Annotated in this window: 25 protein-coding genes, 1 pseudogene and 2 riboswitches; of the genes and pseudogenes, 21 read left to right on the top strand and 5 right to left on the bottom strand. The window is 40.0% G+C overall.

Annotated features, from left to right (window positions below):
* Window positions 1–306 precede the first annotated feature (306 nt).
* On the top strand, window positions 307–564 hold the full coding sequence (locus BLT_RS22820) for a hypothetical protein (protein WP_017729277.1): 258 nt from the start codon (window positions 307–309) through the stop codon (window positions 562–564).
* 27 nt (window positions 565–591) lie between these two features.
* On the top strand, window positions 592–732 hold the full coding sequence (locus BLT_RS24140) for a hypothetical protein (RefSeq protein ID WP_017729278.1): 141 nt from the start codon (window positions 592–594) through the stop codon (window positions 730–732).
* A gap of 308 nt (window positions 733–1,040) precedes the next feature.
* Here BLT_RS24140 and BLT_RS0118860 read toward each other — a convergent pair whose 3' ends face one another.
* Both BLT_RS0118860 and BLT_RS0118865 read right to left on the bottom strand, forming a co-directional pair.
* A complete protein-coding gene (locus tag BLT_RS0118860) occupies window positions 1,041–2,234 on the bottom strand; it encodes a chromate transporter (protein WP_017729281.1) in 1,194 nt (397 codons plus the stop codon).
* Between the two features lie 16 nt (window positions 2,235–2,250).
* Window positions 2,251–2,559: a PadR family transcriptional regulator gene (locus tag BLT_RS0118865; protein ID WP_017729282.1), complete on the bottom strand. Its 309-nt coding sequence runs from the start codon at window positions 2,557–2,559 to the stop codon at window positions 2,251–2,253.
* A 260-nt stretch (window positions 2,560–2,819) separates the two neighbouring features.
* Between BLT_RS0118865 and BLT_RS0118870 the strand changes: the two genes are divergently transcribed.
* The 7 genes from BLT_RS0118870 to BLT_RS0118900 all read left to right on the top strand — a co-directional run bounded on the left by BLT_RS0118870 (window position 2,820) and on the right by BLT_RS0118900 (window position 9,568).
* Window positions 2,820–3,167 (top strand): ArsR/SmtB family transcription factor, encoded by a 348-nt coding sequence (locus tag BLT_RS0118870; protein WP_017729283.1) that lies wholly within the window; start codon window positions 2,820–2,822, stop codon window positions 3,165–3,167.
* A 15-nt stretch (window positions 3,168–3,182) separates the two neighbouring features.
* On the top strand, window positions 3,183–4,478 hold the full coding sequence (locus tag BLT_RS0118875; protein WP_017729284.1) for an arsenic transporter: 1,296 nt from the start codon (window positions 3,183–3,185) through the stop codon (window positions 4,476–4,478).
* 30 nt (window positions 4,479–4,508) lie between these two features.
* On the top strand, window positions 4,509–4,928 hold the full coding sequence (gene arsC, locus BLT_RS0118880) for an arsenate reductase (thioredoxin) (RefSeq protein ID WP_017729285.1): 420 nt from the start codon (window positions 4,509–4,511) through the stop codon (window positions 4,926–4,928).
* 535 nt (window positions 4,929–5,463) lie between these two features.
* Window positions 5,464–7,323 carry an LTA synthase family protein gene (locus BLT_RS0118885; RefSeq protein ID WP_017729286.1) on the top strand — a complete coding sequence of 620 codons (1,860 nt, stop codon included), beginning with the start codon at window positions 5,464–5,466 and terminating at the stop codon, window positions 7,321–7,323.
* 256 nt (window positions 7,324–7,579) lie between these two features.
* Window positions 7,580–7,666, top strand: a riboswitch (cyclic di-GMP riboswitch).
* A gap of 63 nt (window positions 7,667–7,729) precedes the next feature.
* Window positions 7,730–8,065: a hypothetical protein gene (locus BLT_RS0118890; RefSeq protein ID WP_017729287.1), complete on the top strand. Its 336-nt coding sequence runs from the start codon at window positions 7,730–7,732 to the stop codon at window positions 8,063–8,065.
* 263 nt (window positions 8,066–8,328) lie between these two features.
* Window positions 8,329–8,637 (top strand): ArsR/SmtB family transcription factor, encoded by a 309-nt coding sequence (locus BLT_RS0118895; RefSeq protein ID WP_017729288.1) that lies wholly within the window; start codon window positions 8,329–8,331, stop codon window positions 8,635–8,637.
* Between the two features lie 19 nt (window positions 8,638–8,656).
* The gene (locus BLT_RS0118900) at window positions 8,657–9,568 is read left to right on the top strand and encodes a cation diffusion facilitator family transporter (protein WP_017729289.1); all 912 of its coding nucleotides are present in this window, start codon (window positions 8,657–8,659) and stop codon (window positions 9,566–9,568) included.
* A gap of 147 nt (window positions 9,569–9,715) precedes the next feature.
* Here BLT_RS0118900 and BLT_RS0118905 read toward each other — a convergent pair whose 3' ends face one another.
* Window positions 9,716–10,357 carry a GDSL-type esterase/lipase family protein gene (locus tag BLT_RS0118905; RefSeq protein ID WP_017729290.1) on the bottom strand — a complete coding sequence of 214 codons (642 nt, stop codon included), beginning with the start codon at window positions 10,355–10,357 and terminating at the stop codon, window positions 9,716–9,718.
* A 571-nt stretch (window positions 10,358–10,928) separates the two neighbouring features.
* Between BLT_RS0118905 and BLT_RS0118910 the strand changes: the two genes are divergently transcribed.
* The 10 genes and pseudogenes from BLT_RS0118910 to BLT_RS24610 form a co-directional block, all read left to right on the top strand.
* Window positions 10,929–12,077 (top strand): M20 peptidase aminoacylase family protein, encoded by a 1,149-nt coding sequence (locus tag BLT_RS0118910; protein WP_017729291.1) that lies wholly within the window; start codon window positions 10,929–10,931, stop codon window positions 12,075–12,077.
* Window positions 12,074–12,931, top strand: coding sequence for a GNAT family N-acetyltransferase (locus BLT_RS0118915; RefSeq protein WP_017729292.1), 858 nt, complete (start codon window positions 12,074–12,076; stop codon window positions 12,929–12,931). Before BLT_RS0118910 ends, BLT_RS0118915 begins: the two co-directional genes overlap by 4 nt.
* Window position 12,932: 1 nt before the next feature.
* Window positions 12,933–14,042 (top strand): o-succinylbenzoate synthase, encoded by a 1,110-nt coding sequence (gene menC, locus BLT_RS0118920; RefSeq protein WP_017729293.1) that lies wholly within the window; start codon window positions 12,933–12,935, stop codon window positions 14,040–14,042.
* A 108-nt stretch (window positions 14,043–14,150) separates the two neighbouring features.
* Window positions 14,151–15,230 carry a YkvI family membrane protein gene (locus tag BLT_RS0118925; protein WP_017729294.1) on the top strand — a complete coding sequence of 360 codons (1,080 nt, stop codon included), beginning with the start codon at window positions 14,151–14,153 and terminating at the stop codon, window positions 15,228–15,230.
* Window positions 15,231–15,541: 311 nt separating this feature from the next.
* Window positions 15,542–15,738, top strand: a riboswitch (cobalamin riboswitch).
* Window positions 15,739–16,046: 308 nt separating this feature from the next.
* The gene (locus BLT_RS0118930) at window positions 16,047–17,735 is read left to right on the top strand and encodes an ABC transporter substrate-binding protein (protein WP_017729295.1); all 1,689 of its coding nucleotides are present in this window, start codon (window positions 16,047–16,049) and stop codon (window positions 17,733–17,735) included.
* Window positions 17,683–18,732, top strand: a complete 1,050-nt coding sequence (locus tag BLT_RS0118935; protein WP_161603259.1) for an ABC transporter permease — start codon at window positions 17,683–17,685, stop codon at window positions 18,730–18,732. Before BLT_RS0118930 ends, BLT_RS0118935 begins: the two co-directional genes overlap by 53 nt.
* On the top strand, window positions 18,725–20,350 hold the full coding sequence (locus BLT_RS22420) for a dipeptide/oligopeptide/nickel ABC transporter permease/ATP-binding protein (RefSeq protein WP_017729297.1): 1,626 nt from the start codon (window positions 18,725–18,727) through the stop codon (window positions 20,348–20,350). The genes BLT_RS0118935 and BLT_RS22420 overlap by 8 nt, the downstream gene beginning before the upstream one ends.
* 25 nt (window positions 20,351–20,375) lie before the next feature.
* Window positions 20,376–21,152, top strand: coding sequence for an ABC transporter ATP-binding protein (locus BLT_RS22425; protein ID WP_017729298.1), 777 nt, complete (start codon window positions 20,376–20,378; stop codon window positions 21,150–21,152).
* A gap of 110 nt (window positions 21,153–21,262) precedes the next feature.
* Complete coding sequence (locus tag BLT_RS0118950; RefSeq protein WP_017729299.1) at window positions 21,263–22,168, top strand: hypothetical protein; 906 nt, start codon at window positions 21,263–21,265, stop codon at window positions 22,166–22,168.
* Window positions 22,169–22,445: 277 nt separating this feature from the next.
* Window positions 22,446–22,656 (top strand): annotated as a pseudogene (locus BLT_RS24610) (ATP-binding protein); the annotation flags it as partial.
* A 107-nt stretch (window positions 22,657–22,763) separates the two neighbouring features.
* Here the strand turns inward: BLT_RS24610 and BLT_RS0118965 are convergent.
* Together BLT_RS0118965 and BLT_RS0118970 are read right to left on the bottom strand one after the other, a co-directional pair.
* Window positions 22,764–23,243, bottom strand: a complete 480-nt coding sequence (locus tag BLT_RS0118965) for a hypothetical protein (RefSeq protein ID WP_017729302.1) — start codon at window positions 23,241–23,243, stop codon at window positions 22,764–22,766.
* 414 nt (window positions 23,244–23,657) lie between these two features.
* Window positions 23,658–24,218, bottom strand: a complete 561-nt coding sequence (locus BLT_RS0118970; protein ID WP_017729303.1) for a hypothetical protein — start codon at window positions 24,216–24,218, stop codon at window positions 23,658–23,660.
* Between the two features lie 730 nt (window positions 24,219–24,948).
* Here BLT_RS0118970 and BLT_RS0118975 point away from each other — a divergent pair.
* Window positions 24,949–25,572 (top strand): CbiM family transporter, encoded by a 624-nt coding sequence (locus BLT_RS0118975; protein WP_017729304.1) that lies wholly within the window; start codon window positions 24,949–24,951, stop codon window positions 25,570–25,572.
* A gap of 17 nt (window positions 25,573–25,589) precedes the next feature.
* Entirely contained in the window at window positions 25,590–26,345 is a 756-nt protein-coding gene (locus BLT_RS0118980; protein ID WP_017729305.1) for an energy-coupling factor transporter transmembrane component T family protein, read from the top strand.
* Window positions 26,346–26,642 lie beyond the last annotated feature (297 nt).

Here is a 26,642-nt window from a genome sequence, read left to right on the forward strand (position 1 = left end):
TCAATATCGTTAACACAGCTTTTTCAACTGAATAAAAATGTTAAAGTATAATCCGCTACTTTGTTTTGACATGAAACCAAATGGCGGGAGAGAAAAACAGTATCAATTGGGGCCAGGAGCATTCACGGAATTGAAAAAATGGCTTTCTTACGATGAACAATTTTGGACGAACAAGCTATGAATGCTTAAACATGTTGTTGACAGCCATGAAGATATGAAACTAAAAGTTTTTAAAACAGAGAGTCTATATCGTATACTGAATGATAGGATATAAGTTTATTTCTATCACAAATAGGAGGTGCAATCATGAATAACGATTACCAATCACTACTTAATGGGATTTTCATTTGTGGAGTGCCAGCAGTTCGAACGGTGACCGCTCAGGAAAATGTTCAAATTGCCATTGATTTACGAGCGGAAGCCGATGAGAATGAAGATAAGGATATTCATCGAATTCATATTCCTCTAGTAGATGGCAAGCCGAATCAAGCAGATCTTCTTCAGAAGGCGATCGACTCAGTCGTTCAAGCTTATAAAGAAGGGAAACAAGTGGTTCTTCACTGAAAAGGTGGCAAAAGCCGCACAGGTAGTGTGGCAATCGGTGTATTATTAACTCTTCAAATGGCTGACTCAATTGAACAAGCCGAAAAAAAGGTGAAGGAAATACGTCCTGAAGTTGAGATTCATCCAGAATTTATTAAGGATTTAAAAAGGCTATTTCCTAACAAATAAAGCGTTCGCGAACGGGGCTGGGACAAAAGAGTTTTTATTGAAGAGAAATCCGAACGTCATGATCGTTGCTGCATAGCAATCGCTTCGGAACGATCCTTCGCTTTCCGCGGGCGGCGGGTGAGCCTCCTCGTGCTTTTCGCACTGTGGGGTCTCACCCTTGCCGCAGAAGTCTACGTCTATTTCCTCCGCTAAGGTTGTGCATTGTTCGCATTTTCAATCAACACGTTCGTTATGTCCCAGCCTCTTCACATTCCTTTACAGCAAAGCCTCGGCCTCCAAAATAACGTTTAAATTGGTACGATTTGTTTTTAAAGCAGAGCTAGTAGTGAACCACCAGCTACTCCTAATACAACAATGACCCAAGGAGGAAGTTTCCAGTAGACGAGCATACTGAATAAGAGTGCTGCAAAAGCAAAATCAATGGGTGCTAAAATTGCACTAGTCCAAATCGGGTGGTAAAAGGCTGAAATTAAAATCCCCACAACGGCTGCATTGACGCCCATTAATGCACCTTTTATTTTAGGATTTCTTCGTAACGCATCCCAAAAAGGTAACGCCCCTAGAATAAGCAGAAATGCTGGTAAGAATATTGCCACCGTTGCTAGCAATCCACCTTGCCAGCCACTGATCACGGTTCCAAGGTATGCAGCAAACGTAAATAACGGTCCTGGTACGGCTTTTGTCGCCCCATAACCTGCTAAAAAGGCTTCTTCGCTTAACCAGCCTGTTGGTACAAATTCACGTTCAAGTAAAGGTAACACAACATGCCCACCGCCAAACACTAATGAGCCAGCTCGGTAAAAGCTATCAAACATCGCAACCCAATTTAATGCGGTGACTTCTCGTAAAATCGGCAGTAGAATAAGAAGTCCGAAAAAAAGCGTTAAACAGACAGCAGCAAAGCGTTTGCTTATCGGAAAGTTCATCTTCATTTGGTCGCTTTCTTGATGTTGTCGATAGATAAGGTAACCTGCAAATGCAGCCAGTAAAATGACACCGACTTGGCTCAAGGCAGTTTGCCATAACAGCGTGACAATTAAGGAGAATAAGGCAATTGTTCTTCTTTGTAAGTCTGGCGTTAAATTTTTTGCCATCCCCAAAATCGCATGGGCAACGACGACAACAGCGACAATTTTTAACCCATGAATCCAACCAGGCGTCCCAACATCAAACCCATGAAGAAGCAAGGCAAAGATGATAAGCGCAATGACGGAAGGGAGTGTGAAGCCAATGAAGGAAATGATGCCGCCTAAAAGGCCTCCGCGCATGAGCCCAATCCCAATCCCTACCTGGCTACTTGCTGGGCCGGGCAAGAATTGACATAAGGCGACTAAATCTGCATAGCTTTTTTCGTCTAGCCATTTTCTTCTGCGAACGTATTCCTCATGAAAGTAGCCTAAGTGAGCGATCGGGCCGCCAAACGATGTTAAACCAAGCCGTGTTGAAACGAGTAGGATTTCTAGTAATGATTTTAAATTTCGGTTTGTTTGATGTTGTTCCATTGATAACTCCTTTTTTTCAGTCTTTAATTTCCTTAAAAAGTTCATATGCCTTTTTTCGTGCTTCCATTAAAACCTTATTTCCTTTTTCCGTGATCGAATAGTATTTTCTAATTTTTCCTTCCACGTTCCGTTCTTCCTTTGTTAGTAGGCCGTCAGCCTCCATCGTGTGAAGAATTGGATAGAGCGTTCCCGAGCTAATGTTATAGCCGTGTTCTCTTAGCTCTTCAAGCATCCAAACGCCAAATATGGGATGCTCTTTCGCGTGATGTAGGATGTGGATTTGAATAAACCCAAGAAACAGTTTTCGTAAAATTTTATCTTCCAAATGTCCACCACCTATGTAAAAGGTTAATATCGGATTTCGATATCGAATATCTATAATGGGATGGTAGCAGAATTCTTTAAGCTTCTCAAGCCTTGGCTGGACAATTTACATTATTTTAACAGTCAATGCGCTTGATGTTTTCATTCATGTATTAAGTCTGAGCCTTAATTGCACATCAGCACAAACAAACTGCTCCTTTAAAAGTATTTGCGTATATAAGCATATTGTTATATACTAATTTGTGGATGGAGGTGCTTGTTATGAACAAAGAGATGACCCATGATCTTGAGAAGGTGGCGCAAATTCTCAAATTACTTGGAGACAAGACGCGCCTGACGATGGTGCAGCTGCTTCAATCACATGATTGCTGTGTCTGTGAATTCGTTGAGATTTTTAAGATGAGTCAACCAGCTATTAGTCAACATTTGCGCAAGTTAAGAGATGTAGGATTAGTAAAGGAAACACGACGGGGGCAATGGATTTTTTATTCCATGAACCAAAACAATGAATATTATCCGTTAATTCAAAGTTTATTAGCCCATCTGCCGAAACAAGATCACTTATTAATCGAACTAGAAACACAAGGATTAAGGATTTCCTGTAAATAGAGAGGAGAAAGAAAATTGACATCCGTTCTTTTAGCATCAGTGATTTTTCTTTTAACCCTCATCTTTGTTATATGGCAACCTAAAAATCTTTCCATTGGCTGGTCTGCCTGTGGAGGGGCAATCGTTGCATTATTAGTGGGAGTTGTTGATTTTGGTGACGTTATTGAAGTAACATCGATTGTCTGGAATGCGACCTTAGCATTTATTGCGATCATCATCATCTCGCTGATTTTAGATGAAATTGGTTTCTTTGAGTGGTCCGCGCTACATATGGCAAGAGCCGCAAAAGGAAACGGGGTTCGAATGTTTATTTATGTTTCGATTTTAGGATCGATTGTGGCGGCCTTTTTTGCCAACGATGGAGCTGCCCTCATTTTAACGCCGATCGTTCTAGCCATGGTTCGGAATCTTAATTTTGAGGAAAAAATGGTTTTTCCATTTATTATGGCAAGTGGCTTTATCGCCGATACAACGTCCTTACCACTTGTTGTTAGTAACTTGGTCAACATTGTTTCTGCCGATTATTTCGGCATTGGATTTCTAGAATACGCGTCAAGAATGATCGTACCGAATTTCTTTTCATTAGCAGCAAGTATTCTGGTCTTATATCTTTTCTTCCGGAAAAGCATTCCAAAAAATTATGATGTAGCGGAACTAAAAACACCTAGGGAAGCCATCAAAGATAAAAGGATGTTCCGTTTGTCTTGGTATGTGCTCGGTTTCCTTTTAGTCGGATACTTGGTTAGTGAGTTTTTGCACCTTCCAGTCTCCTTTGTCGCAAGTATCGTCGCGATTTTCTTTTTAATGATGGCTAGAAAAAGTCCAGCTGTGCCGACGTCACAGGTCATAAAAGGCGCACCTTGGGCGATTGTCTTCTTCTCCATCGGTATGTATGTTGTCGTGTATGGCTTGCGCAATGTGGGGTTAACAACGGTTCTCGCAGATGTAATTCAAACTGCCGCGGATCAAGGACTTTTTGTTGCTACGATCTCAATGGGCTTTATTGCTGCGGTTCTGTCATCGGTGATGAACAATATGCCAACCGTGATGATTAATGCCCTTGCTATAGCTGATACAAACACGGTTGGAAGCATTCGAGAAGCGTTAATCTATGCCAACGTGATTGGCTCTGATTTAGGGCCGAAAATTACACCGATTGGGTCCCTTGCCACATTACTATGGCTTCATGTATTAAGCAAAAAGGGTGTTAAAATTTCGTGGGGAACGTATTTTAAAATTGGGATTATCTTAACGGTTCCAACCTTATTGATTACATTAATTGGCCTTTATTTGTGGTTATTAATCATTTAGAACAATAAAAATCAAAAGGAGACAATGAGCATGTCTAAAAAAACACTTTACTTCTTATGTACGGGCAACTCTTGCAGAAGCCAAATGGCTGAAGGATGGGCAAAAAAATATTTAGGTGATGATTGGCACGTATACAGTGCTGGGATTGAAGCGCACGGATTAAATCCGAATGCGGTTAAAGCCATGAAAGAAGTGGGCATTGATATTTCCGACCAAACGTCGGATATCATTGATCCAGAAATTTTAAACAATGCTGATTTGGTGGTTACGCTTTGTGGCGATGCTGCTGATAAATGCCCGATGACCCCTCCTCAGGTGAAACGTGAACATTGGGGATTTGATGACCCAGCAAAAGCAGAAGGAACTGATGAAGAAAAATGGGCAACCTTCCAACGAGTTCGTGATGAAATAGGGGAGAGGATCGAACGCTTCGTTAAAACGGGCAAATAACAAACAAAGCGAGGCTGGGACATAACGAATGTGTATGATTGAAAATGCGAACAATGCACAACCTTAGCGAAGTCTATTTCCGAAGCGAATGCGATGCATCAACGATCATGACGTTCGGATGTAAAAACTCTTTTGTCCCAGCCTCTTTTATTAGGAAACGGCTAGTCAGAAAGGGTTCGTGCTTTTAGATTGAATGATTGCTGTTAAAAACATATATAGGATGATCGAACAAATGCGGGCTTCCCATTATGAGGGAACCCGCATTTATTCATAAATAAGAAAAGAAAGGCGAATGAACTCACCTTACTGCTCTATTTTCAAAAGTCTTAATGAAAGGTTCTTTTTCAGAGCTTGTTCAATAAATATAGAGAGTGAAAATATATTTGTAAAATAATAGAATTACTTAATATGTCAATAAATCCTTCAACTTTAAAATAAATGATCAAGCTTTTATGTTAAACTATAGAATAGTGATCTTTTTAGAAAAGAAAAGTATGTATTTGAAATTGTACAGACTTAGGAGGTTTACAGCAAAGTGTCTAAAGTTAAAGCCTTAACTTCAAGGCTCAGTTTTTTTGGATTAGCAGTTATCTTTTTGTGTCTGAAAACTTATATTTTGTATAAAGTTGGATTTTCGATTTACTCGGAAAATGCGAGACAAGAATTTTTACTTATGCTCAATCCGCTTAGCTCGTCCATTTTATTAATTGGCCTAAGCTTATTTTTTACGAACAAACTTAGAAATGTCATGGTAATTGTTACGAGTTTTCTAGCTACACTTGTTTTGTATTTTAATTTGCTTTTTTATCGTTTTTTTACTGACTTTCTAACGTTACCAGTATTGTTTCAAACGAGTAATGTTCAGGATTTACAGGGAAGCATTACAGAGCTTATGAGCTTCGCGGATTTGTTATTGTTCGTGGATATTATTTTCCTATTCATATTGTTGATGAAAAAGAAAATTCCTACGGTACAACGAAAAAAACGTGAGGCAATCATCATGGTAGCGGTGGCAGTGGTTATCTTTTTCATTAACCTTGACATTGCTCATAAAGAACGCTCTGAATTGTTAACTCGTTCATTTGACCGGGAGCTGCTTGTTAAAAATATTGGGATTTTTAACTATCATACGTATGATGCTTACATTCAATCGCAATCAAGAGCGCAGCGAGTCCTTGCTAATAGCTCAGATATTATTGAAGTGAAAAATTATACACAAGCAAATTATAAAGAACCAGATCCTGAAATGTTTGGAATAGCGAAAGGGAAGAATGTGATTGTTCTCTCGGTCGAATCCTTACAAAGTTTTGTGATCAACGAAACCTTGAATGGAGAAGAAATTACTCCGTTTTTAAACGATTTAATTAAAGAAAGTATTTACTTTGACAATTTTTATCATCAAACAGCACAAGGGAAAACATCAGATTCTGAATTCTTACTAGAAAATTCTCTGTTTGCGAGAAGCAGTGGAGCTGTATTCTTTACTCATGCTGGAAACGAATACCATGCGCTTCCAGAGATTTTAGGTGAAAAAGGATATTTTACTTCGGTTTTGCATGCAAATAATAAAAGCTTTTGGAACCGTGATGTGATGTATCAATCATTAGGCTATGATCGCTTTTTTGACATTAACTCTTATGATGTAAATGAAGATAATTCGATTGGGTGGGGATTAAAAGACGTCGACTTTTTTGAACAATCGATTGAGCTTTTGAAATCTCAGCCTGAACCGTATTATTCAAAATTTATTACACTCACCAATCACTTTCCTTTTGAGTTAGGTGAGGAGGATCGATTGATTGATGAGTATAACTCAAACAGTCGTACGTTGAATCGTTATTTTCCGACTGTAAGATATACCGATAAAGCACTCGAGGTCTTTTTTGACCGCTTAAAAGAAGAAGGGCTTTATGAAGATTCGATCTTTATTATTTATGGAGATCACTACGGTATTTCGGAAAATCATAATCGAGCGATGAGCATGTTTTTAGGAAAAGACGAGATCACACCATTTGATACGATTCAACTGCAAAGAGTGCCGATGATTGTCCACATTCCAGGGTATGACAAGCATGAAATTAATCATACGGTATCTGGACAAATTGATTTAAAACCAACGATTATGCATTTACTAGGGATTGAATCGAAAAAGGATATTCAATTTGGGAGTGATTTGTTCTCGCCAGAACGGGAATCATTTGCAGTGCTAAGAAACGGAAGCTTTATTACGGAAGATTATGTCTTTACAAATGAAACCTGTTTTAATAAGGAAGACGGTACTAAAACCGAGCGTTCTTACTGTGAGCCATATTTCGATCGAGCAAATCAAGACCTTGAATACTCAGATAAGGTGATCTATGGCGACTTATTGCGATATTATGAGAAAGAAGAGTAAAAGACCATACAAACCGTTTTCATAAATAGATAGATAGAGGTTTATGAATCGAAGACTTTCTAGAACCACCGCATTTGAAGGGTAAGCGGTGGTTTTCTTATTATTTAATGAATGGAGTATTTAATTTTTTGCTAGACTTCCTATAATTTTCAACTTCATAAACCGATATAACTATTACATAAGTACCATTTCATGCTATTTACCTTTTAATTAATAAATTATAATTTATTTTGTAGAATCCTTGTTTTATAATTGCAACAAGAAAAGGCAAACCAATTGAAAAATTGGGACGCAAAGCTAGAGGGACTAACGGACTACGGTTCTATGTCAGCCAGTTGCCTACATTGAAATGCTCCATTATTTGAGTGTTCATTAGGCTGTATTCTCAATATAGGAGTGTTGTGAATTGACTTTGGAAGAAAATGTAAAATGGAATGAGCCAGAGTTAGCAGAAGCAATTAAGCAATTTGAACGATTGCTTAAAAATACACCGGACAAGCCAGAGCATGTCATTACATTTACGGGTTTTTTAAGAACGCTACTACGAGTTAAAACAAAAAATGTTACGGTACCTGCTGCTGAAATGACGGCTATTTTAAAAAATGAAAAGCCTCAAATTTTTAGGGTGTTGAAAAAACAATCAGAAAGTACACCGTATCTTAATTACCTTATCAACATCAACATGGACTATTATGTTGCCCAGAAGAAGCTTTCACTTGTTAAAAAATTAATCAGTTATTAAAATGAAGCCCACATTAAAGTGGGCTTTATTATTGTCTGTAAGAGCCTTTTTTGGTAGAGCTTTTTTCGAAAGGGTGCTTTTGTAGTGGGCAAAAAAACGTAATCGGACCATGAGACATTGCTGGAAAATATGAATTGAAAAATTTAACCAGTTGTTATAAACTATATATGAGCATATGTTCATATATAGTTTAATTGATTTTTTAATTGAGCACTTTTCATTAAGAACACAGCATTATACAGATAACGAAAAGAGGGATCATTGTGAAGAAACAGCATCATCCGTTTTTAGCAGACCAAACAATTGAAGAAGCTTCTCGGATTTTAAAGGCACTTTCTGATCCGACGAGAATTAAAATCTTGTATTTGCTCTTCCAAGAAGAGTGTTCTGTTAGTCATATGGTGGAAGTGTTAGGCATATCTCAATCGGCGATTTCACATCAATTAAGCTATTTGAGAAATTTACGATTAGTCAAATATAGACGTGAAGGAAACACCTACTATTATACGTACGAAGACGAACATGTTTTTGATATTTTAAATCAAGTGCTTGAGCACGTTGAGCATGATTAAGGAATAGGAGGAGTAGGTTATGGGGCATGACCATCATCACCATCACCATTTTGATGAACAGCGGGAAGGCAACAAAAAGGGTTTAATGATTGCCTTGATGATTACCACCGTTATTATGGTGCTACAATTCTTTGGTGGAATACTAACGAATAGTTTAGCGTTGTTAGCTGATAGTGGACATATGTTAAGCGATGCAAGTTCCTTGGCGCTCAGTTTAGTGGCGATTTGGTTCGCTAGCCGTCCTGCTTCTCCGAATAAGACTTATGGCTACTATCGATTTGAAATTTTGGCAGCTTTATTTAATAGTGTAACCCTCTTTATCATTGCAGGCTTTATCATCTTTGAAGCTTACAGTCGCTTATTCGATCCGCCGACTGTTGCGAGTGGCACCATGATTATGATTGCCTTGGTCGGTTTAGGTGCGAATTTGCTCAGCGCCTGGTTTTTAATGAGGAAAGGGGATGTGAACAATAATCTGAATTTACGAAGTGCATACTTGCATGTGATTGGTGATGCCCTCGGTTCAGTTGGAGCAATTGCTGCAGGAATTTTCATGCTGGCTTTTCAGTGGTATGTAGCAGATCCGATTATTTCTGTTGTTGTGGCCCTTCTTATTTTGAGAAGTGCTTGGGGTGTACTAAAGCACAGTGTTCACATTTTAATGGAAGGGACCCCGCCAACGATTCATGAAGGGGAAGTAAAAGCCGCGCTAGAAGGGATAGACGGTGTCCGAAGTGCACATGATCTCCATATTTGGACCATCACTTCAGGTTTAGATATGCTAACCTGTCATCTATTAATTGATGATGAGCAGAGTAGTCAGGCCGTCCTGCAGCAGGCCATTGATCTTATTCATGAGCGATACAAAATCGAACATACAACAATTCAAGTAGAAAAATCATCTTTACAACACAGTGAAATGAAAGTATAAGAAAATACAGTTAATGATCGCTCCTTTTGTATTCGTAGATCTAAATCATAGTGGGGCGGTCTTATTTGTGTACTAGCGAAAGTTGTTAAATAAACGTTCAATTAAAAGTGTTAGCACTTAATTGATTAAGTACTAGTTTTTCATATGTCAGCGTACTAAAGGGTTATAGCCTGTCTTAGCGAGTTGTGTTGCAATGAGCTGATACCCTATTCCATTCGGATGGAGACCGTCGGGTGATAGTGCATGGGTACCGTACATACGAAAAATTGGATAAATATCAACAAAAGCAACATTTGCTGAGGTATAGGAGCGAAGAACATCATTAAATGTTTGAACCCAATAATGACTATATGAAAGCTCTTGATACGGATTGTATAGACCGATGATTCGAATAAAGTACGGTTGATCATTCATGCAGGATTTAATGTTTTGAATGTATTTGATGATGTGATATAAATTTGTACCTAAGTGTTGCAGGGCAACTTCAAAAAATATTGGGTTGTTCGTTTCGTTGAACAGGGCGTTTGCGTGCAACAAATCATTGCCACCGACTGTAATTGTTATTACATCTGCTTGGGCAATTTCGCTTCTTACTTGTCTATTTATAAGCATTTTGATGACATCAGTTGAAGTCAGTCCAATTTTTGCATAGCGTTTAGTGACGACAGGGATATGAAAAACAGAATTTAACATGTGAGCATACATGGGCACAAACCCAGTCATAAAATCAGACCCAAGACCGATTGTTAATGAATCTCCAATCGCAGCATATGTTAGAAAAGGTTGCACTTGTTCTCCTCCTTTTTTTTGTTTCTGAAAAGGGGACGGAGATTCAGTACAAGTTGCTTAAATAATGAAGCCCTTCCGCTCCCCTTCGATTAAGCTGTTTAGAGAAAACCTGCGAACTCATTTTTCATCCAAGCTGGAAGAGCAACCTCGCACATGATTCTTTCTATACTATGACAGGAAAAAGATAAGCGAAGGGTTATTCACATAGAGAGAGGAAGAATGGGTTAATAGTTGGATAAAGTTCGTTAAAAATTTTTAATATTTATAATTCGCATTGTGTAAATTACAGGGGTGTGGTAAAATTTTGCATACCTGATGAAGTTTAGACTTCATATTATAATAATGATAAGTTTAAACTTCGTTTTTTGATCCGAGAAAGGAACGAGCATATGGAATTTACAGCAAAAGCTGAAAGCATTATTTCCAAAGCTTTCGACGATCGCTACAGCACCAGCGTTGTTTTCATTGCTCAATGTAATCGTGGGCGGTGACGATTAAGGATGAACAACAGTTTGAGCGAAGAAAAGCATTTAATAAAGATGATTTTTTCTTATAAAAAAGGAGGGGAACGATGGACTTAGAAAAGCGATTGCAACAATTACGTCCGAAGATTTTTGAGATTTTTGATTGGCTGCATACTCATCCTGAGGTTAGTTGGAGTGAAGTGGAAACGACCTCATACATTACCGGTATTTTAAAGGAAAACCAATGCGACGTATCTACCTTTTTAGATTGCACCGGTGTTGTTGGCAAAATGGGACAGGGTAACTTTACGGTCGCGCTGCGATCAGATATTGATGCCCTCTGGCAAGAAGTGGATGGTCATTTTCAAGCAAACCATTCTTGTGGCCATGATGCTCATATGACACTCGCTTTAGGCGTCCTTCTATTGTTAAAAGATCTTAGCTATCATCCACCAGGAACGTTGAAATTTATTTTCCAACCGGCTGAGGAAAAAGGAACCGGCGCTTTGAAGATGATTGAAGAAAACGTGTTAGACGATGTGGATTTTTTGTATGGTGTTCATCTTCGACCCGTTGAAGAAGTTGTGGATGGCAAAGCGGCTCCCGCAATTTTGCATGGGGCTGCTCAGTTTATAAAAGGGGAAATTGTTGGTGTGGATGCCCATGGTGCTAGACCTCACCAAGGACAAAATGCAATCGAGATCGGGGCGTCATTTGTTCACATGCTAAATGCCATTCATTTAGATCCGTCTATCCCTCATTCGGTTAAAATGACGCAATTTTCTGCAGGTGGTGACAGTGGAAACATTATTCCTGGGAGGGCAAGGTTTAGCCTTGATTTACGTGCCCAAACCAATGAAGCCATGGAATTGCTAACGTTAAGAGTAAAGAAGATTGCAGAAGCCCTTGCAGCTACAAACGATGTGGAAATTCATTTAGATATGGGTGCAAATGTGGCAGCCGCCATCGTAAACCCAGAGGCACAGTCGTTAATGGAACAGGCGATTGAGGATTCCATTGGTACACAAAATATCGTGCCCCCTGTTGTGACAACAGGCGGGGAAGATTTTCATTTTTATACATTGAAAAAGCCAAATGTGAAAGCAACGATGCTCGGTCTTGGCTGCGACTTGCGACCAGGGCTACATCACCCGAACATGACCTTTAACAAAGAAGCACTATTAAAAGGAATTGAAATTTTAACCAAAGTCATTATTTTCACCTTTAATAAATACGGGGAGGTGGATGACAAATGAACGAACCATTAGACATTCGGCCGCTACGCACGCTTGATGAACTACGAAAAATGCAGGAATTAGAGCTGAAGGTTTGGGACATGGAGCCGATTCCTACTCATCAAACCCTGACTGTGGCTAAAAATGGGGGCATTATTTTGGGAGGCTTTATAGGCGAAACACTCGTCGGTTTTATCTATAGCTTTCCTGGCTTCCATCAAACATCTGTCTATCTCTGCTCCCATATGCTCGGTATCCACCCTGATTATCAAGGGAAGGGCTATGGAAGACAGCTAAAGCTTGCACAAAAAGAGGCCGCCATCCGTAAAGGATATAAGCTGATGACCTGGACCTATGACCCTTTGGAGAGTGTCAATGCTAACTTGAACATTGGGAAGCTTCAAGCCATTTGCCGCACGTACATTGAAGATTGCTACGGAGAAATGGATGATGCGCTGAATGCTGGGCTGGCAACTGATCGGTTTATGGTGGAATGGTTGTTTGACAGTGATCAACATACGAAAGAACAGGCGATTCGTGATGCGGAGGAGGTTCATCTCGTAACCGTTCAAGAAGATGAACAAGCCTTTCCTGTCATTGATGCTTTTGATGGGGGAAAGGCAGCAGCTGAGTTGAAGCAGCTTCATTCAAATCAAGCTGTGCTTGTACCGATTCCAACCAATTTTCAACAAATAAAGGAAAAGAACCATTCATTAGCGATTGATTGGCGAATGAAAACACGTAAACTATTTACCCTTTTGTTTCAAGCTGACTATGTTGTTGTCGGTATTAAAAGAAAAGCCGAAGCACCGCTACAGCACTACATCCTGATAAAACAAAGTGAAATAAACATACACCGTGAAGGAGAGGAATAACGTGCAAATACAGGAAGTCATTTTACGAAAGCTGAAAATGAAATTAATTGCTCCTTTTACAACGAGCTTCGGTACCTTTACAGATAAAGATTTTATTCTTGTTGAAGTAAAAAACAATGATGGTCTCTCAGGCTGGGGCGAATCCGTTGCGTTTATGTCTCCTTGGTACAACGAGGAAACGGTTAAGACGAATTGGACGATGCTCGAAGATTTTCTTATTCCAATGATTTTCGAGAAAGACATTCAGCATCCTGATGAAGTGTCAGAACGCTTCTCCCATATTCGAAAAAATAATATGGCGAAAGCAGCGATCGAAGGGGCAATCTGGGATTTATATGCGAAAGAAAACAACGAAAGCTTGAGCAAAAGCTTAGGCGGGAGCGCAAGCCAAATTGATGTCGGTATTAGTATCGGCATTCAAAACTCTGTTCAAGACTTATTGCAACGAATCGAAAAAGGTCTTTCAGATGGCTATAAACGGATAAAAATTAAAATTCAACCTGGCTGGGACGTTGATGTCATGAAAGAAGTGCGTCAAAAGTATCCGGATGTACCAATTATGGCAGATGCAAACTCTGCCTACCGTCTATTGGATCTGAATGTGCTAAAAGCGCTTGATCAATTTGACCTAATGATGATCGAGCAGCCGCTTTCATCTGATGATATTGTGGACCACGCCACACTTCAGGCTGAGCTAAAGACACCAATTTGTTTAGACGAGAGCATTCATTCGGTTGAGGATGCTAGAAAAGCCCTTGATCTTAACAGCTGTAAAATTATTAACATTAAAATCGGTCGAGTAGGGGGACTGACAGAAGCGAAAAAAATTCATGATCTTTGCCAGCAGCGAAACATCCCTGTCTGGTGCGGTGGCATGCTAGAGTCAGGAGTTGGCAGAGCTCACAACATTGCCCTCACGACGCTTTCTAATTTTACAATGCCTGGTGATACAGCTGCATCTGCAAATTACTGGACAAAGGATATTATTGAACCTGAGGTTGTCGTCGATCATGGTGTGATTCATGTTCCGACAAGAGCAGGAATTGGCTATGAAGTGAATTGTAGAAAGGTCGCTCAGTTTACGGAATATAGTCAGAAGTACACCAGATAAGGAACAGGCTTTGTTAACAAAAGACGAGAAGTAGAAGCGACCTGAATAAGTCGCTGAAGCTTCTCTTACAGGGAACTGTCTGAATACTCATTTAATTTGGAGGCTATCATGAAAAATAGTATAAGAATCGCAGGTGCTTACGTTGGTTTAATTGTTGGGGCTGGATTTGCTTCTGGTCAAGAAGTGCTTCAATTTTTTACTCATTTCGGATTATGGAGCATTGCAGGTGTGGTGATCGCCACCCTATTCTTTGCCTTTTTAGGGATGCACATCACTCAGCTTGGCAGTCAGCTGCAAACAACGTCCCATAAAAAAGTGATTGAGCATTTATGTGGTCCATACCTAGGAAAAGTTGTCGATTTTGCTATTCTTTTCTTCTTGTTTGGCGTAGCAGTTGTCATGGTCGCAGGTGCCGGTTCGGTTTTTCAACAACAATTCGGAGTATCCACCCTTATTGGAAGCATCGTAATGACGATTTTAATTATTGCAACGCTCTTGCTTAATATTAAAAGAATTATCGACATTATTGGCCTAGTCACACCATTTTTATTGCTTATTGTCATCATTATTGCTGGTTATTCAATTGCAACAATGGATGCAAGCTTCTCGGATTTACAGGCTTATGCAAGTGTAGAGTCTGCAGCATCCTCGAACTGGGTATTAGGAGCATTGCTGTATGTTTCGTATAATATCGCAGCAGGTATTGCTATGCTTACGGTCATGGGTGGTACCGTGAAAGATGAAAAGACAGCGGGAATGGGAGGTATTTTAGGTGGTCTTGGTCTAGGTCTGTTGCTTCTCTTAATCAATATTGGAATGCTGTCACACCTTGATAGTTTACAAGAGGTGGAGATGCCAACATTGTTCTTGGCCAATCAAATCTCCCCAGCGCTTGGGTGGTTCTTATCAATTGTCCTTTTAGGAATGATCTATAATACGGCTGTTGGAATGTTGTATGCATTTACAGCAAGAGTCGTATCACCTGACAGTCAAATGTTTAAGCTGTCTGTCGTTATTTTTGGTGCTTTAGCTTTCCTTGCAAGCTTTGTTGGTTTCATTACTCTTGTTGGTACGGTTTACCCACTTATGGGATACTTAGGATTTGTCTTGATCGCTGCGATCATTATTTCGTGGCTTCGGGCAAAGCAAAGGAAAAATCAAGGTCAAAATGTCGGGTTGAATTCATAACATCGTTTTAAATACGTCTTTTGGTATTAAAAGAATGAGTACTCTTCAGATATATACAACATAAAAATGAAATGGCTCTCTTTGTGAGAGCTTTTTTTATACTCTGTTTTAATTCGTAGATAAGGAGGGAATTGAGAGGACACAGGTTTGTAGATTGGAGAGTGGGGATATATCAAAAAAATCAAGACAAGAGAAAAACAAAGGAAAACACACGATTACCGATTATAGTGAAAAATAATTCATACACTCACATGTCATTTCAAATAAACTTTGACATCTAGGATGTGCTAGTATATGTTTGAATTAACAACTACACATTAAGACGAACAGGTGTCTTGACGAATGAATTGTCGAGACTTAAAAGGGAAGTTCGGTGTGAATCCGACGCGGTCCCGCCACTGTATGAGAGGAGCTTGTTCCCGAGATACCACTGATTCCTTAGGATTGGGAAGGTGGGTGCAAGCATTGAGCCTTAAGCCAGAAGACCTGCCTGCTTCGTTGACACTGTTAAACCTACGAGCGATGGGGAGGTGTTGAGAAGGCAGCGGTTTATGGCGTGGTTCATGTACGTTTCATATACTAAGGCATCTCTAACATTCTTCTGAATCGTTAGAGATGCCTTTTTTTAAAGGTAAAAAACATAAAATGTCAAAGCTGTCTAGCTCCAGACGTCAGCGGATCGAGGCCTCCTACGAAAACAAAAAGTGTTTTCTAGTCAGCGTTTCCAGCGCTTGTTGCAGCTAGGCGGGTACCTTGCGCTTTTCTTGTTGCATGAAAGAACGAGAGTCAAAGAAAAAACCATACTGGAGGAGAAGGATGTATTTTATTCAAGAGATTAAGAGGTTTTGGAAAGAAGGTTTACTTAAAAGAAGAATAAACAGGGGCTTTGCATTGATTTTATTTTTTGTCATCCCTTCTATTATATTGGTCAGCTGTAACGCACAGTCAAATTCAACAGTTCCAATTCATTCAGAAGGAACCGATGAAGAAATAAAACAAGAAAAGGTCAAAGCATTGCGACTTGGTTGGCCGACAGATGGTGGCTTTCCGTCACCTTTTGCATTTGATCCAACAGGACCAGCAGGGTATCTGCGAATGAGCTTTTTGTATGATACGTTGACATGGAAGGATGAAGAGGGAATTATCCCCTGGCTTGCGGAAAGCTGGGACATTTCTGAGGATGAACGTTCGTATACGGTTCAGCTGAGAGAAGGGATCAAATGGCATGATGGGAATGAGTTAACAGCATCAGATGTTCAGTTTACATACGAATATCTATCTCAGCACGGTTTCCTTTGGGGTGATACAAGCATGGTAAATCGGGTGGAGATCATCGATCAAACAACGGTTGTTTTTCAGCTAAACGAGCCGTATGCTCCGTTCGTTGAAGAGGTCATGGGAATGATTCCAATTATTCCAGAGCATATTTGGTCAGATGTGCAAGATCCGAAATCCTACCGCGAAGAAGGTGCTGCTGTTGGAACAGGACCTTACACGCTCCAGCGTCATCAACAAGAATCAGGGCAATATCTTTTCAAGGCGAATCGAGACTATTTTAAAGGTGAGCCATTAATAGAAGAAATCTCCTATATTAAGGTCAATAATCGGGCGTTGGCGCTTAAAAATAACGATATTGATGCGATTTGGACAAACAACTTTAATGAAATGCAGGAGCTGAAAAATGCAGGCTACCAAGTGATGGAGAGTGACCCACATGGAAGCATTGTCCGTATGGTATTTAATATGGAAGATGAGTTGTTGAGTCAAAAGGAACTGCGCCATGCGATTGCCTATGCACTTGATCGGGCGACCATTGCTGAAAAAGTGCTAGGTGGCAATGTCGTCGTTGGAAGTCCTGGAGTGATTCCTCCAGGCTCACCGTGGTATAACCCTGCTACGAAACAATATGACTTTCATTTAGAAAAGGCAAATGAGCTGTTAGATAAGCTTGGCTATCACGATCGCAATGAAGACGGAATTCGAGAAACTCCCGACGGTCAAGATTTAGCATTTACATTAATGGTTTCAACGGATGAACGGGATGCTCAATTGGTTCAAGACATGCTGAAACAGGCGGGTATTAAAGTGAACGTTCAAAAGGTAGACATGGCTACCTTTAGCGCTTCGTTGGATGAAAGTAAGTATGATATGGCGATTACGAGTCATATTGGTGTAAGCGGGGACCCTGATTTTCTGCGTCGCTGGTTCACTAATGCAGAGTATAACGAGTTAGCTTCCCATGGATCTGTCCTAGAAAATGAAGAATTTAATAGGCTTGCCGAAAAGCAATTAAGAATAGCTGATTTTGAACAAAGAAAGCAGGTTGTTGACGAGCTTCAGGATGTCATAGCTGAGGAAATTCCTACATTGGCGCTCTATCACCGACCGTTCTATTGGATGTATAACGAGGACCAATTTAATGGTTGGTTTAACACATGGGGCGGGGTCGGCAATGGAATTACATCTTGGGAAAACAAGGCTGCGTTTTTACCCGATGAGGAGTAGAAAGCTAGTCTATCACCTACTCTTGTTCTTTTGCATCATCCTCCTTAATTTCCTGCTCCCTCGACTGATGCCTGGTGGACCAAGTGCATACATTGAAGGGGGCGGAAATGACTCGCTGATGCTCATCATCACCGAAGAACAAAAAGATCAGCTATTGGCATACTATCAGCTCGATCAACCGCTGTATATTCAGTTTTTTCACTTTATATCAGGGGTATTGAAATGGGATTTGGGAATGTCGATTCACTTTCACTCACCGGTCATTGAGGTTATTTTTGCCCACGCAAAGTGGACGGTTCTTTTAGTCGGAATGTCCATTGTGCTATCTGTCATTGCAGGAGTATTCCTTGGGGTTGTTTCCGCATGGATGCAAGGAAGCAAAAGGGACTCGATTCTTTATACCGTTCTTCTAGCGGTTGGTGCAATCCCTGGATTTGTGCTCGCAACCTTATTGCTGCTTTTTTTCAGTATCCAGTGGCAGTGGTTTCCTTTAGGTGGAAATGCGACCCCATTTGCGAATTATGGTGAGGGATTCGCTGGAACGATGCGTAATCTAGGAGATGTTTTCTATCATGCCGCACTGCCTGTTCTTACCTTAACCTTGGTCGCGTTGCCGGGCATCTATTTACTTGTTCGCGGATCGATGCTAACAGTCCTTAGTGCTCCATACATTTTCGCAGCAGAGGCGAAGGGACTTTCGACGATGCGTATTCTTTTTCGTCACACATTGAGAAATGCCATCCTTCCGGTTGTTACCATCATTAGCTTACGCATCGCCCTTTTGTTGACTGGAGCGATCTTAGTGGAGACCGTTTTTTCTTACCCTGGAATGGGACATTTACTGTATACAGCCATTTTGACACGTGATTATCCATTAATGCACGGGCTTCTCCTTGTTTTTACGGCTGCCATTGTAATAATGAATGTGCTAACAGACGCGCTTTACCCGATGCTTGACCCGCGTATTCGCAGAAAGGAAATGAAGGACAATGCTTAGGTATGTTGGAATGATTGGTCTCCTTGTTTTTTTGGGTGTTGCTGTATTTGCACCAGTGATAAGCCCGCATGATCCGCATTCTTATCATGGTCCGGCATTGTCTGAACCAAATATAGAATTTCTCCTCGGTACGAATGATTTGGGCCAGGATATTTTGAGTCAAATCATTTATGGGACAAGAACATCTCTTTTGATTGGAACCGTTGTTGCTATCATCAGTACGCTTCTTAGTGTAGGCATCGGGTTGCTGTCGGGTTACAATCGTAGGCTTGACCCTTATTTGCTCGGTTTATGTAATATGATTTTGACGATTCCCAATTTGCTTATCGTCATTATTGTGGTCGCTTTTTCAGGCTCGGATTTATGGAATGTGATTTTGGTTTTGAGCTTCCTTTCCTGGCCTGCCTATGCAAGGATGATTCGTTCACAGGTATTGTCTCTCCAGGAAAGGGAGTATGTGAAGGCTGCAAAAACGTTTGGCGCCAGGCAAGGATACCTTCTTTATAAGCATATTCTTCCGGGTATTTATCCTTTGATGAGGGTAACATTCCTTACCACTGCTAGAGCAGCTATAGTGACGGAAGCTAGTCTATCTTTTTTAGGCTTGGGCGACGTCACAGAAATAAGTTGGGGAAGCATGCTTCATTATGCATTTCAAGCAGATAGCATTTTTATTAGTTCGGCCTGGCAGTGGTGGGTTCTACCGCCGACACTCTGCATGATTTTGCTCACGTTATGCTTTTCTTTTTTAGTCTATCAAGGGGATGAGAAGCTTGCTTTGCCTCGGAAAAAGAAGAAAAGGCAGCTCACACCTGAACCGATGGGCCATGAAAATAAAAATGCTTTACTACAAATCGATCATTTACAGGTAAAGTTTCCAATCTCAAAGAGAGAGGCGGGTTCTATCTATGTATTAGAGGATGTTTCATTAACCATTAACAAAGGAGAAGTTCTTGCTTTAATTGGTGAATCAGGTTCTGGCAAAACGACAATGGCTAGAGCAATTGTGGGCATGCTACCAACTGCTGAAATAAAGGGATCCATATTATTTCAAGGGAAAAATATGATGGATCTAGGCTCGAAGGAAGCGAGCAAACATCGTTGGGTCGACATCTCCCTCGTCTTTCAAAATGCGAAAGAGTCCCTTAACCCAGTATTAAAAGTGGGTGAACAAATTGAGGAGGTGTTGACGTATCACCAAGGTATGCATAGAAGAGAGGCGCGAGGTCAAACAAGGCGTTTACTAGAAGCTGTTGAACTGGATGAGGCAGTAGCGGATTGCTATCCACATGAATTGAGTGGTGGCATGTGCACCCGTGTAGTGATCGCTATGGCACTTGCGTGTGAACCGGCGCTGTTAATCGCTGATGAACCAACAAGCTCCTTAGATGCGATAACACGAAAAAAGATCATGAACCTGCTGCGAAAAAAAGTGGAGCAATACGATCTAACACTTCTATTGATTTCCCACGATATCGGTGTTGTAGCAGATGTAGCTGATATGGTAGCTGTAATTAAGGATGGAAAAATCGTTGAGAAAGCATCGGTAGGCAGTATATTTACCGTTCCCGAGCATTCTTATACGAAAAAATTAGTCGAGAGCAGGCATTATCTATGAACCAACTTCATTAAAGGGGGTACGAATGCTTCAAGTTCGTCATGTAAGTAAAACGTTTAGTCATCGAAAACAAGAAGTAAGAGCATTAGAGAATGTCCATTTTACGATAAACAAAGGTGAGGTATTTGCCTTGGTCGGAGAGAGTGGATCGGGGAAGTCAACTTTGGCCCATTTGATGATGAGGCTTGAAAAGCCTGATAAGGGAAGGATTTATTTTAATGAGGTTGATATTTTTTCCTGTTCGAAAGGTTTCGACTATCATCGTATGGTTCAGATGATTTTTCAAAATCCCGAAGGTTCATTAAATCCGAGAATGACGGTTGAACAATTAATTCTCGAGCCATTGCTTATTAATCATATTCCTTTGCAAGGGAAAAGGAGCACGGTCCATTCGTTAATGGAGATGGTTAAATTACCTTTATCCTTAGCTGGACAGCTTCCTAGAGAATTATCGGGAGGGCAAAAGCAACGGGTGGCAATTGCCCGAGCGTTAGCATTAAAGCCTCAATTGATTGTAGCTGATGAAGCGACATCTTCTTTGGATGCGTTAATCGAGCGAGAAATCATTGAACTATTGAAAAATCTCCACGAAGAGATGGGGGTTAGCATTCTCCTTATTACGCACAACTTGGATATTGTTCGTTCATTTGCTGAACGGGTCGGAGTGATGCAACGAGGAAAGCTGATTGAAATTCAAGAGACTGAAAAACTTTTCGCCGACCCGCAAGAAGCTTATACGAAACAACTTTTGGAAGCTACATCAAATTACAGAGCTCAGGCAATGAAATCTCGTCAAGGCTGATAGGCATTCTATAGGAAGCATCCGATGCTCGTTAGGTGAAAGGACATTTAGTTGAAAAAAGACATGGGCATGGAGTGTATGAACGTGACATGAATTATAGGAGGAGTAAAATGGAAGTATTCACAGCAAAGGCCGGCTTTTGTGTCGGTATTAAACGGGCGTATCAAGGGATGAATCGAATTGCAGCGAAAGAAGAGGAAGTCAATGTTATTCATCGAGTAAGCACATCGGAAAAAGCACTTGAATGGGATACATTAAAACGAATTGCAGACAAAGATCCTCACCTATTTAAGCAGTATCCAAACTTGAAAAATGTGAGTGTTCTCGATAACCCTTCAAGTATTGAAAGCGGAGAAAAGGTGGTGCTCGGTTTTCATGGGGTGGAAAAACATGTGAAGGAACGTTTTGCCACAAAAAACGTTGAGGTAGAGGATTTGCAATGTCCATTTATATCAAAATATAATTCGACGTTGGAGGAGCTGGCATCAGAAGGATATCATCTGATTGCATTTGGTAAAAAGAATGACCATCATTGTTTGGATGCACAAAGAGTTTCACAGGAACATGGACGCAAATGTGTAACAGTAGAAAAAGCAGCAGATGTGGATAAAATCGAGTTCGGAGCAGGTGAGCGATGGGCTAGTGTCGGTTCTGTAACAGGAAATACAGTACTGTGGAAGGCTGTTGTAGCAAGGTTGAATGAGAATGAAATTCCGATTAAGGTTGTTGAAACCGTTTGTTGGGATTCCTATAAAAGACAGGAGGAAGCGCTCCTTCTTGCAAAGGAGGCGGATGTCGTGGTTGTTGTTGATGATGGAGGAGGTGCATCACTTAGTGTGTTCGAGGTTTGTACAAGCGTTAATGAAAACGTCTACCAAATTAGTTCAGAAGAGGACATGAAGCCAGACTGGTTTGAAGGAGCTAAGAAGGTCGCTGTTGTAGGTGGTATTCTCGTTCCACAATGGACAATTGAAGAGATAGCGGCTCAGGTGACCGAGCGCTGTACTAGTTACTAAAGTGTTAGTCAGATAAAAAAATAAAAAGCCTTTATGAGCAGACCCTCTTCTCATATGGTTGGAAGAGAGTCTGTCGAGTAACGCTGGAAGTCTACGAAGAGTATGTCACTATGCTAGAAGCTTCAGCAACGTTAATAGTCGATCATGCTTCTCTCTTTTCAGAGAAAAGCGTAGGTATCGTTAAAAAAGTAAACGTCGAGTGTACCTTGCACTTTACGTTTGCTTTTTTATTGCTTCAAGATAAGGAGGAGAGAGGGTTCTTCAAAAGGAAGTATAAATAAGTATTCGTGATGAAGGGATGGGGATCCCTGCTGATAAAATAAAAAGACTAGGAGAACCATTTTTTTCAATGAAGGAAAAAGGAAACGGGTTAGGGCTAATGGTAAGCTATAAGATTGTACACACTCATAAAGGAAGCATTTAAGTAAAAAAGTCAGGTGAACGGAGGTACAACCTTTACAATCACATTGCCAATGTTGCCTTCATGATACGGTGCAATGTCTGCTAAGGCACCGTCCTTTTTCACAGAACCAATAGGGTCGGATTGGCCTAACTGATTAAAAGAAAACGAGGGCTTAAACCTGCCCCGTTTCTTTTAATCTAAAGGGTCGACTTTTTTTCCGTACTTTAATAGATCATAAATAGCCATCGTATCACTTGGATGGTCCTCAGAATAACGAGCTGGGAAAAGTGCAAAAAAGACAAAATAAAGGGAGAAATAAACAAAGTTATAAAAGAAAATATGGGGCGAGAAGATACCCAAGTTAATTAAACCATTTACGATAAAGATTGAGAGGAGATTAAAAAGGGAACCGCCTAAAAAGATGACAATGTGAGAAAAGGTGGTATCTCTTTTTAGCTCTTCATACTGAAAGAAAGAATGCCAAAAGTAGATTCGTCTTATTTCAAAAGGACCCAAACCGAACAAGCGCTTACCTGCCCCGATAGAAAATCGTAATCTGCCTCCAAAAAGCCATACGAAAAAAACATGCCCAACCTGATGAATAATTGAAATTATAGGTAAAATAATAAATAAAGACATGAGAAAGATAGGTATATCTGATAGTGTAAACATAAAAAAACCTCCCTGACATTTGTACGACTGTCCTAACCTATTGCCAAGGTGACGAAGGAATTAATCATCGAAAGTTATGTAATTTTTTTGGTTAATTATTAAAGATAATTTTTTGCACGGGTTTAGGTTCATTTTTTTACGGCTAATGAGGAGTGATTTACGAGCGAAAGCTGTTACTTATGGAAGGTTAAAATAAGTGAATAAGAGACGGATTACTTTCTTTCAAGGATTCATCTGCCCTCTTTATTGTGTTAGCAGCTATGGGATGGGGCGCTTGTTATTTGTTAAAATGATAAGGGTTCTCCGTATAAAAAACTTTTTCAAGCAATAACGCTTGTTCAACATAACTACTAAAAAACCTTGCAAAATCACGAACGTTTTTTTTGCAAGGTTTTTTGATTTTTATTAATGCTATTAACCTGCCAGGGAAGTTTCAGATTCAAGCAATAGTTGTTGATAAATTAAAAGATCCTGATTATATGAAGCTAAGTAGCTAAGCATACTGTTAAATTTCACTTTCTCAAAAACATTGTCATTCACAAGGTTATACAATCGATTTAACTTTTTTGCATAAGCCCAGGCCGATTCTTCAAAAGCATAATCCATTTCATGCTCTTCGAGGTCAACCTTGAATAAGGAGAGGTTTTTTCTTCTTTCTGAATAGGGTATTTTTTGCTTCAATTCATAAATTTCATAGGTTCTTGGTAAGGAGGCAATCAGGGCATAGCGGTCTAGATGGTGACCTAATTCATGCAAGGTTAATGCTTTTATATAGTCTTCAAGGGAGACCTTCTCCATCATTTCATTTCGAGCTTCAACCATTCGTTTAGCATCAAAAATCAATGTGCCTTGAATAAAATCATAAACCATGTTCACTCGAGTTCTTTTATGCTTTACATCGATTACAATGTTCACATCAATGAGTGTTGATTCAATCAGTTTTTTTACTTTTTTAATTAAGGCTCTTTTTTTCATCCATAACTTCCTTTTGTGTTAGATATCTTTGAAATTATAACACGATTTTAGATATTTATGTAAAAATATGAAAAAGAATTTTCTATGAAATTAAGTGGCGCATTCAGTAGGCTAGGTATTTCATATTGGAGCATCCACAGTATTTGGAAGAGTTGTTATAGCATGTTGGTGAAGGGAAGTAAGAGGTGAAGAGGAAGTAGACGAACAAGCAATCAAGTTAGTGTTATCTACTAATCACCCGTTGAATGTACAAAAACCCTCATAAGCGGTTCGCTCCGCCCCCTTGTCACTTGAATAAAACTAAATGTTGAAAAAATCTGAATTTAGCCTTACTATTAACAATATATAGTAAGGCTAAAAGTCATTTCTAGAATGACTAGTTTGGATGAAGCAAAAGAACACCACTGTAAGAAACCTTTGGTTATTTATAAAAAGGTTTCATTGTTGGAAGATGCACGAGTCAGGAGACCTGCCCATTTCTTAAGCTTCCTTTTTCTTCAGAGGTAAGAATACGGGACGGCAGGTTGTAGCATTGACGTAGGTCGGCTCTACCAAAAATGCGTTTCTACTCTTTCTCTAATAAATAAGGGAAAGAGTTTTCACTATATGGACGTAAAAGGAAATTGTATAGCTAAGATTTCATTTTTGAGGATGCGAAGAAGCATGAAGGATATGAGCTATCTCGTGAAGAAGTTAAAGACAATGAGCATTAATAGGAGAATGATAAATCATGCATCTTTCTGATGGAGTACTTAGCTTCCCTGTTGTTGTTACGACAAGCGTCGTAGCAGGGGCACTGGTTGTGTATTCAATTCGTGGAATAAAAGAGAGGGAAATTCCTCAAATAAGCTTAATGACTGCGGCGTTCTTTGTTTTGTCATTAATCAGTATTCCAATAGGGCCGAGCTCCGTTCACCCGATTCTTTGTGGGCTGTTAGGGTTAGTACTCGGCAAGCGAAGCCCCCTTGCCATATTTGTTGGTTTGCTCCTACAGGCTTTGCTGTTTCAGCATGGCGGGATTACGACATTGGGCGCAAATATTGTTATGCTTTCAATTCCGGCAATGATTTGTCACTACTTGTTTATAAAAGCGACAAAGCGTAGTCAAGCACGAGTTCAATTCATTGCAGCCGTTTGTGGGGGCATTGGTGTGATCGGGGCAGTATTTTTATTAACCCTTTTATTAGCGTTAACGAGCTCTTTTTACACAGACGGAATGCTTTCAGTCGTTCGAATCTTGATCATTGGTCATCTTCCCTTAGTAATCATTGAGGCTTTGTTAACGGGTTTTATCGTTGCTACAATTGTCAAAATACGTCCAGCGATTATTTTAGGAGAATCGTCTAACGGATAGTAAGAGGTGAACGCCGAATGGCCACAGCGTTTGTTGAGGAAATGAAAAGGTTCGATCCAGGTATAGATTCATCGTCTTGGGGAGCTGCATGGGAGCCAAGAACGAAAACGATTAGCTGTATTCTTTTTACGTTTGGTGTTGTTTATTTAGAAAACATCATGCTCCTAGGATTTGTGTTTACTAGCTTAATTATGTTGGCTAAGTTGAGCCAGTTCTCCTTTCGGTTTATTTTATCGAAGCTTGTTCTTCTCGTTCCTTTTCTATTGTTAATGAGCATTCCAATCTTGTTATCAAATGGATTTCCAATTGACGGTGAATTGCTTCGTTTTGTCCTACAGATCAGTTTAAAGTCTGGGGCTGCGCTACTTGTTATGATGATTTTGGTTTTGAGCCAGCCGCTCCATCAATTACTGAATAGTCTATCTGCTTTACCGATCCCAGGCGTCATCGTGTCCATTTTATCATTGACGGTAACATATACTCGCATGTTTTATCGGTCGTTAACCTTTTTTTATAAAGCATTGGTTTCCCGGTTATTTCGCCCATCGGCTAAGCCAGCCTCTTTAAAGGTCTATAGTGGGGTGATGGCGGGGGTAATTATGAAAGCTGTGGATCAGTCGGATAAAGTATATCAAGCGATGGCTGCCCGTGGATTTTCTGGGAAGATCCCTACTTCTCCTCCTCGTCCAATTAGTAAGACGGATTGGATCAAGTCTGCAAGTATACTAGGTTTTATACTGATAATTATATTGATTGAAAAGTGGTGGTTCTAATAGAAGTAATCTCAATTAAAGAGCTATCGTATACATATCCAGATCAGACAATAGCACGAACAAATCTTTCATGTTTGTTTAAAAGTAATAAGATTGCTCTACTTGGTGCGAAAACAGAAGAGGCCTATATGTTAGTGATGAAGATGTGTGTGACAGAAGAAATGTCGCTTTAAAGGAGTTTGAATCGATGAAAAGGAATGTTATGTCTGTTTGTTGTGTGTGGCTTCTCTTTTTCTTAATTGCCTCACCTGTCTATGCTCATAAAATGCTTATGGAACCCGTTGAAGCAGGTACTGT

The organism is Halalkalibacterium ligniniphilum (genome assembly GCF_000334155.1).
In the GTDB taxonomy this organism is placed as follows: domain Bacteria; phylum Bacillota; class Bacilli; order Bacillales; family Bacillaceae_D; genus Halalkalibacterium; species Halalkalibacterium ligniniphilum.

Coding starts and splice junctions, on each gene's coding strand:
- BLT_RS22820 (WP_017729277.1), top strand. CDS start 307: ATGAATAACGATTACCAATCACTACTTAATGGGATTTTCATTTGTGGA.
- BLT_RS0118860 (WP_017729281.1), bottom strand. CDS start 2,234: ATGGAACAACATCAAACAAACCGAAATTTAAAATCATTACTAGAAATC.
- BLT_RS0118870 (WP_017729283.1), top strand. CDS start 2,820: ATGAACAAAGAGATGACCCATGATCTTGAGAAGGTGGCGCAAATTCTC.
- arsC (WP_017729285.1), top strand. CDS start 4,509: ATGTCTAAAAAAACACTTTACTTCTTATGTACGGGCAACTCTTGCAGA.
- BLT_RS0118900 (WP_017729289.1), top strand. CDS start 8,657: ATGGGGCATGACCATCATCACCATCACCATTTTGATGAACAGCGGGAA.
- BLT_RS0118910 (WP_017729291.1), top strand. CDS start 10,929: ATGGACTTAGAAAAGCGATTGCAACAATTACGTCCGAAGATTTTTGAG.
- BLT_RS0118915 (WP_017729292.1), top strand. CDS start 12,074: ATGAACGAACCATTAGACATTCGGCCGCTACGCACGCTTGATGAACTA.
- BLT_RS0118925 (WP_017729294.1), top strand. CDS start 14,151: ATGAAAAATAGTATAAGAATCGCAGGTGCTTACGTTGGTTTAATTGTT.
- BLT_RS0118930 (WP_017729295.1), top strand. CDS start 16,047: ATGTATTTTATTCAAGAGATTAAGAGGTTTTGGAAAGAAGGTTTACTT.
- BLT_RS0118935 (WP_161603259.1), top strand. CDS start 17,683: ATGGAATTACATCTTGGGAAAACAAGGCTGCGTTTTTACCCGATGAGG.
- BLT_RS22420 (WP_017729297.1), top strand. CDS start 18,725: ATGCTTAGGTATGTTGGAATGATTGGTCTCCTTGTTTTTTTGGGTGTT.
- BLT_RS22425 (WP_017729298.1), top strand. CDS start 20,376: ATGCTTCAAGTTCGTCATGTAAGTAAAACGTTTAGTCATCGAAAACAA.
- BLT_RS0118950 (WP_017729299.1), top strand. CDS start 21,263: ATGGAAGTATTCACAGCAAAGGCCGGCTTTTGTGTCGGTATTAAACGG.
- BLT_RS0118965 (WP_017729302.1), bottom strand. CDS start 23,243: ATGTTTACACTATCAGATATACCTATCTTTCTCATGTCTTTATTTATT.
- BLT_RS0118970 (WP_017729303.1), bottom strand. CDS start 24,218: ATGAAAAAAAGAGCCTTAATTAAAAAAGTAAAAAAACTGATTGAATCA.
- BLT_RS0118975 (WP_017729304.1), top strand. CDS start 24,949: ATGCATCTTTCTGATGGAGTACTTAGCTTCCCTGTTGTTGTTACGACA.
- BLT_RS0118980 (WP_017729305.1), top strand. CDS start 25,590: ATGGCCACAGCGTTTGTTGAGGAAATGAAAAGGTTCGATCCAGGTATA.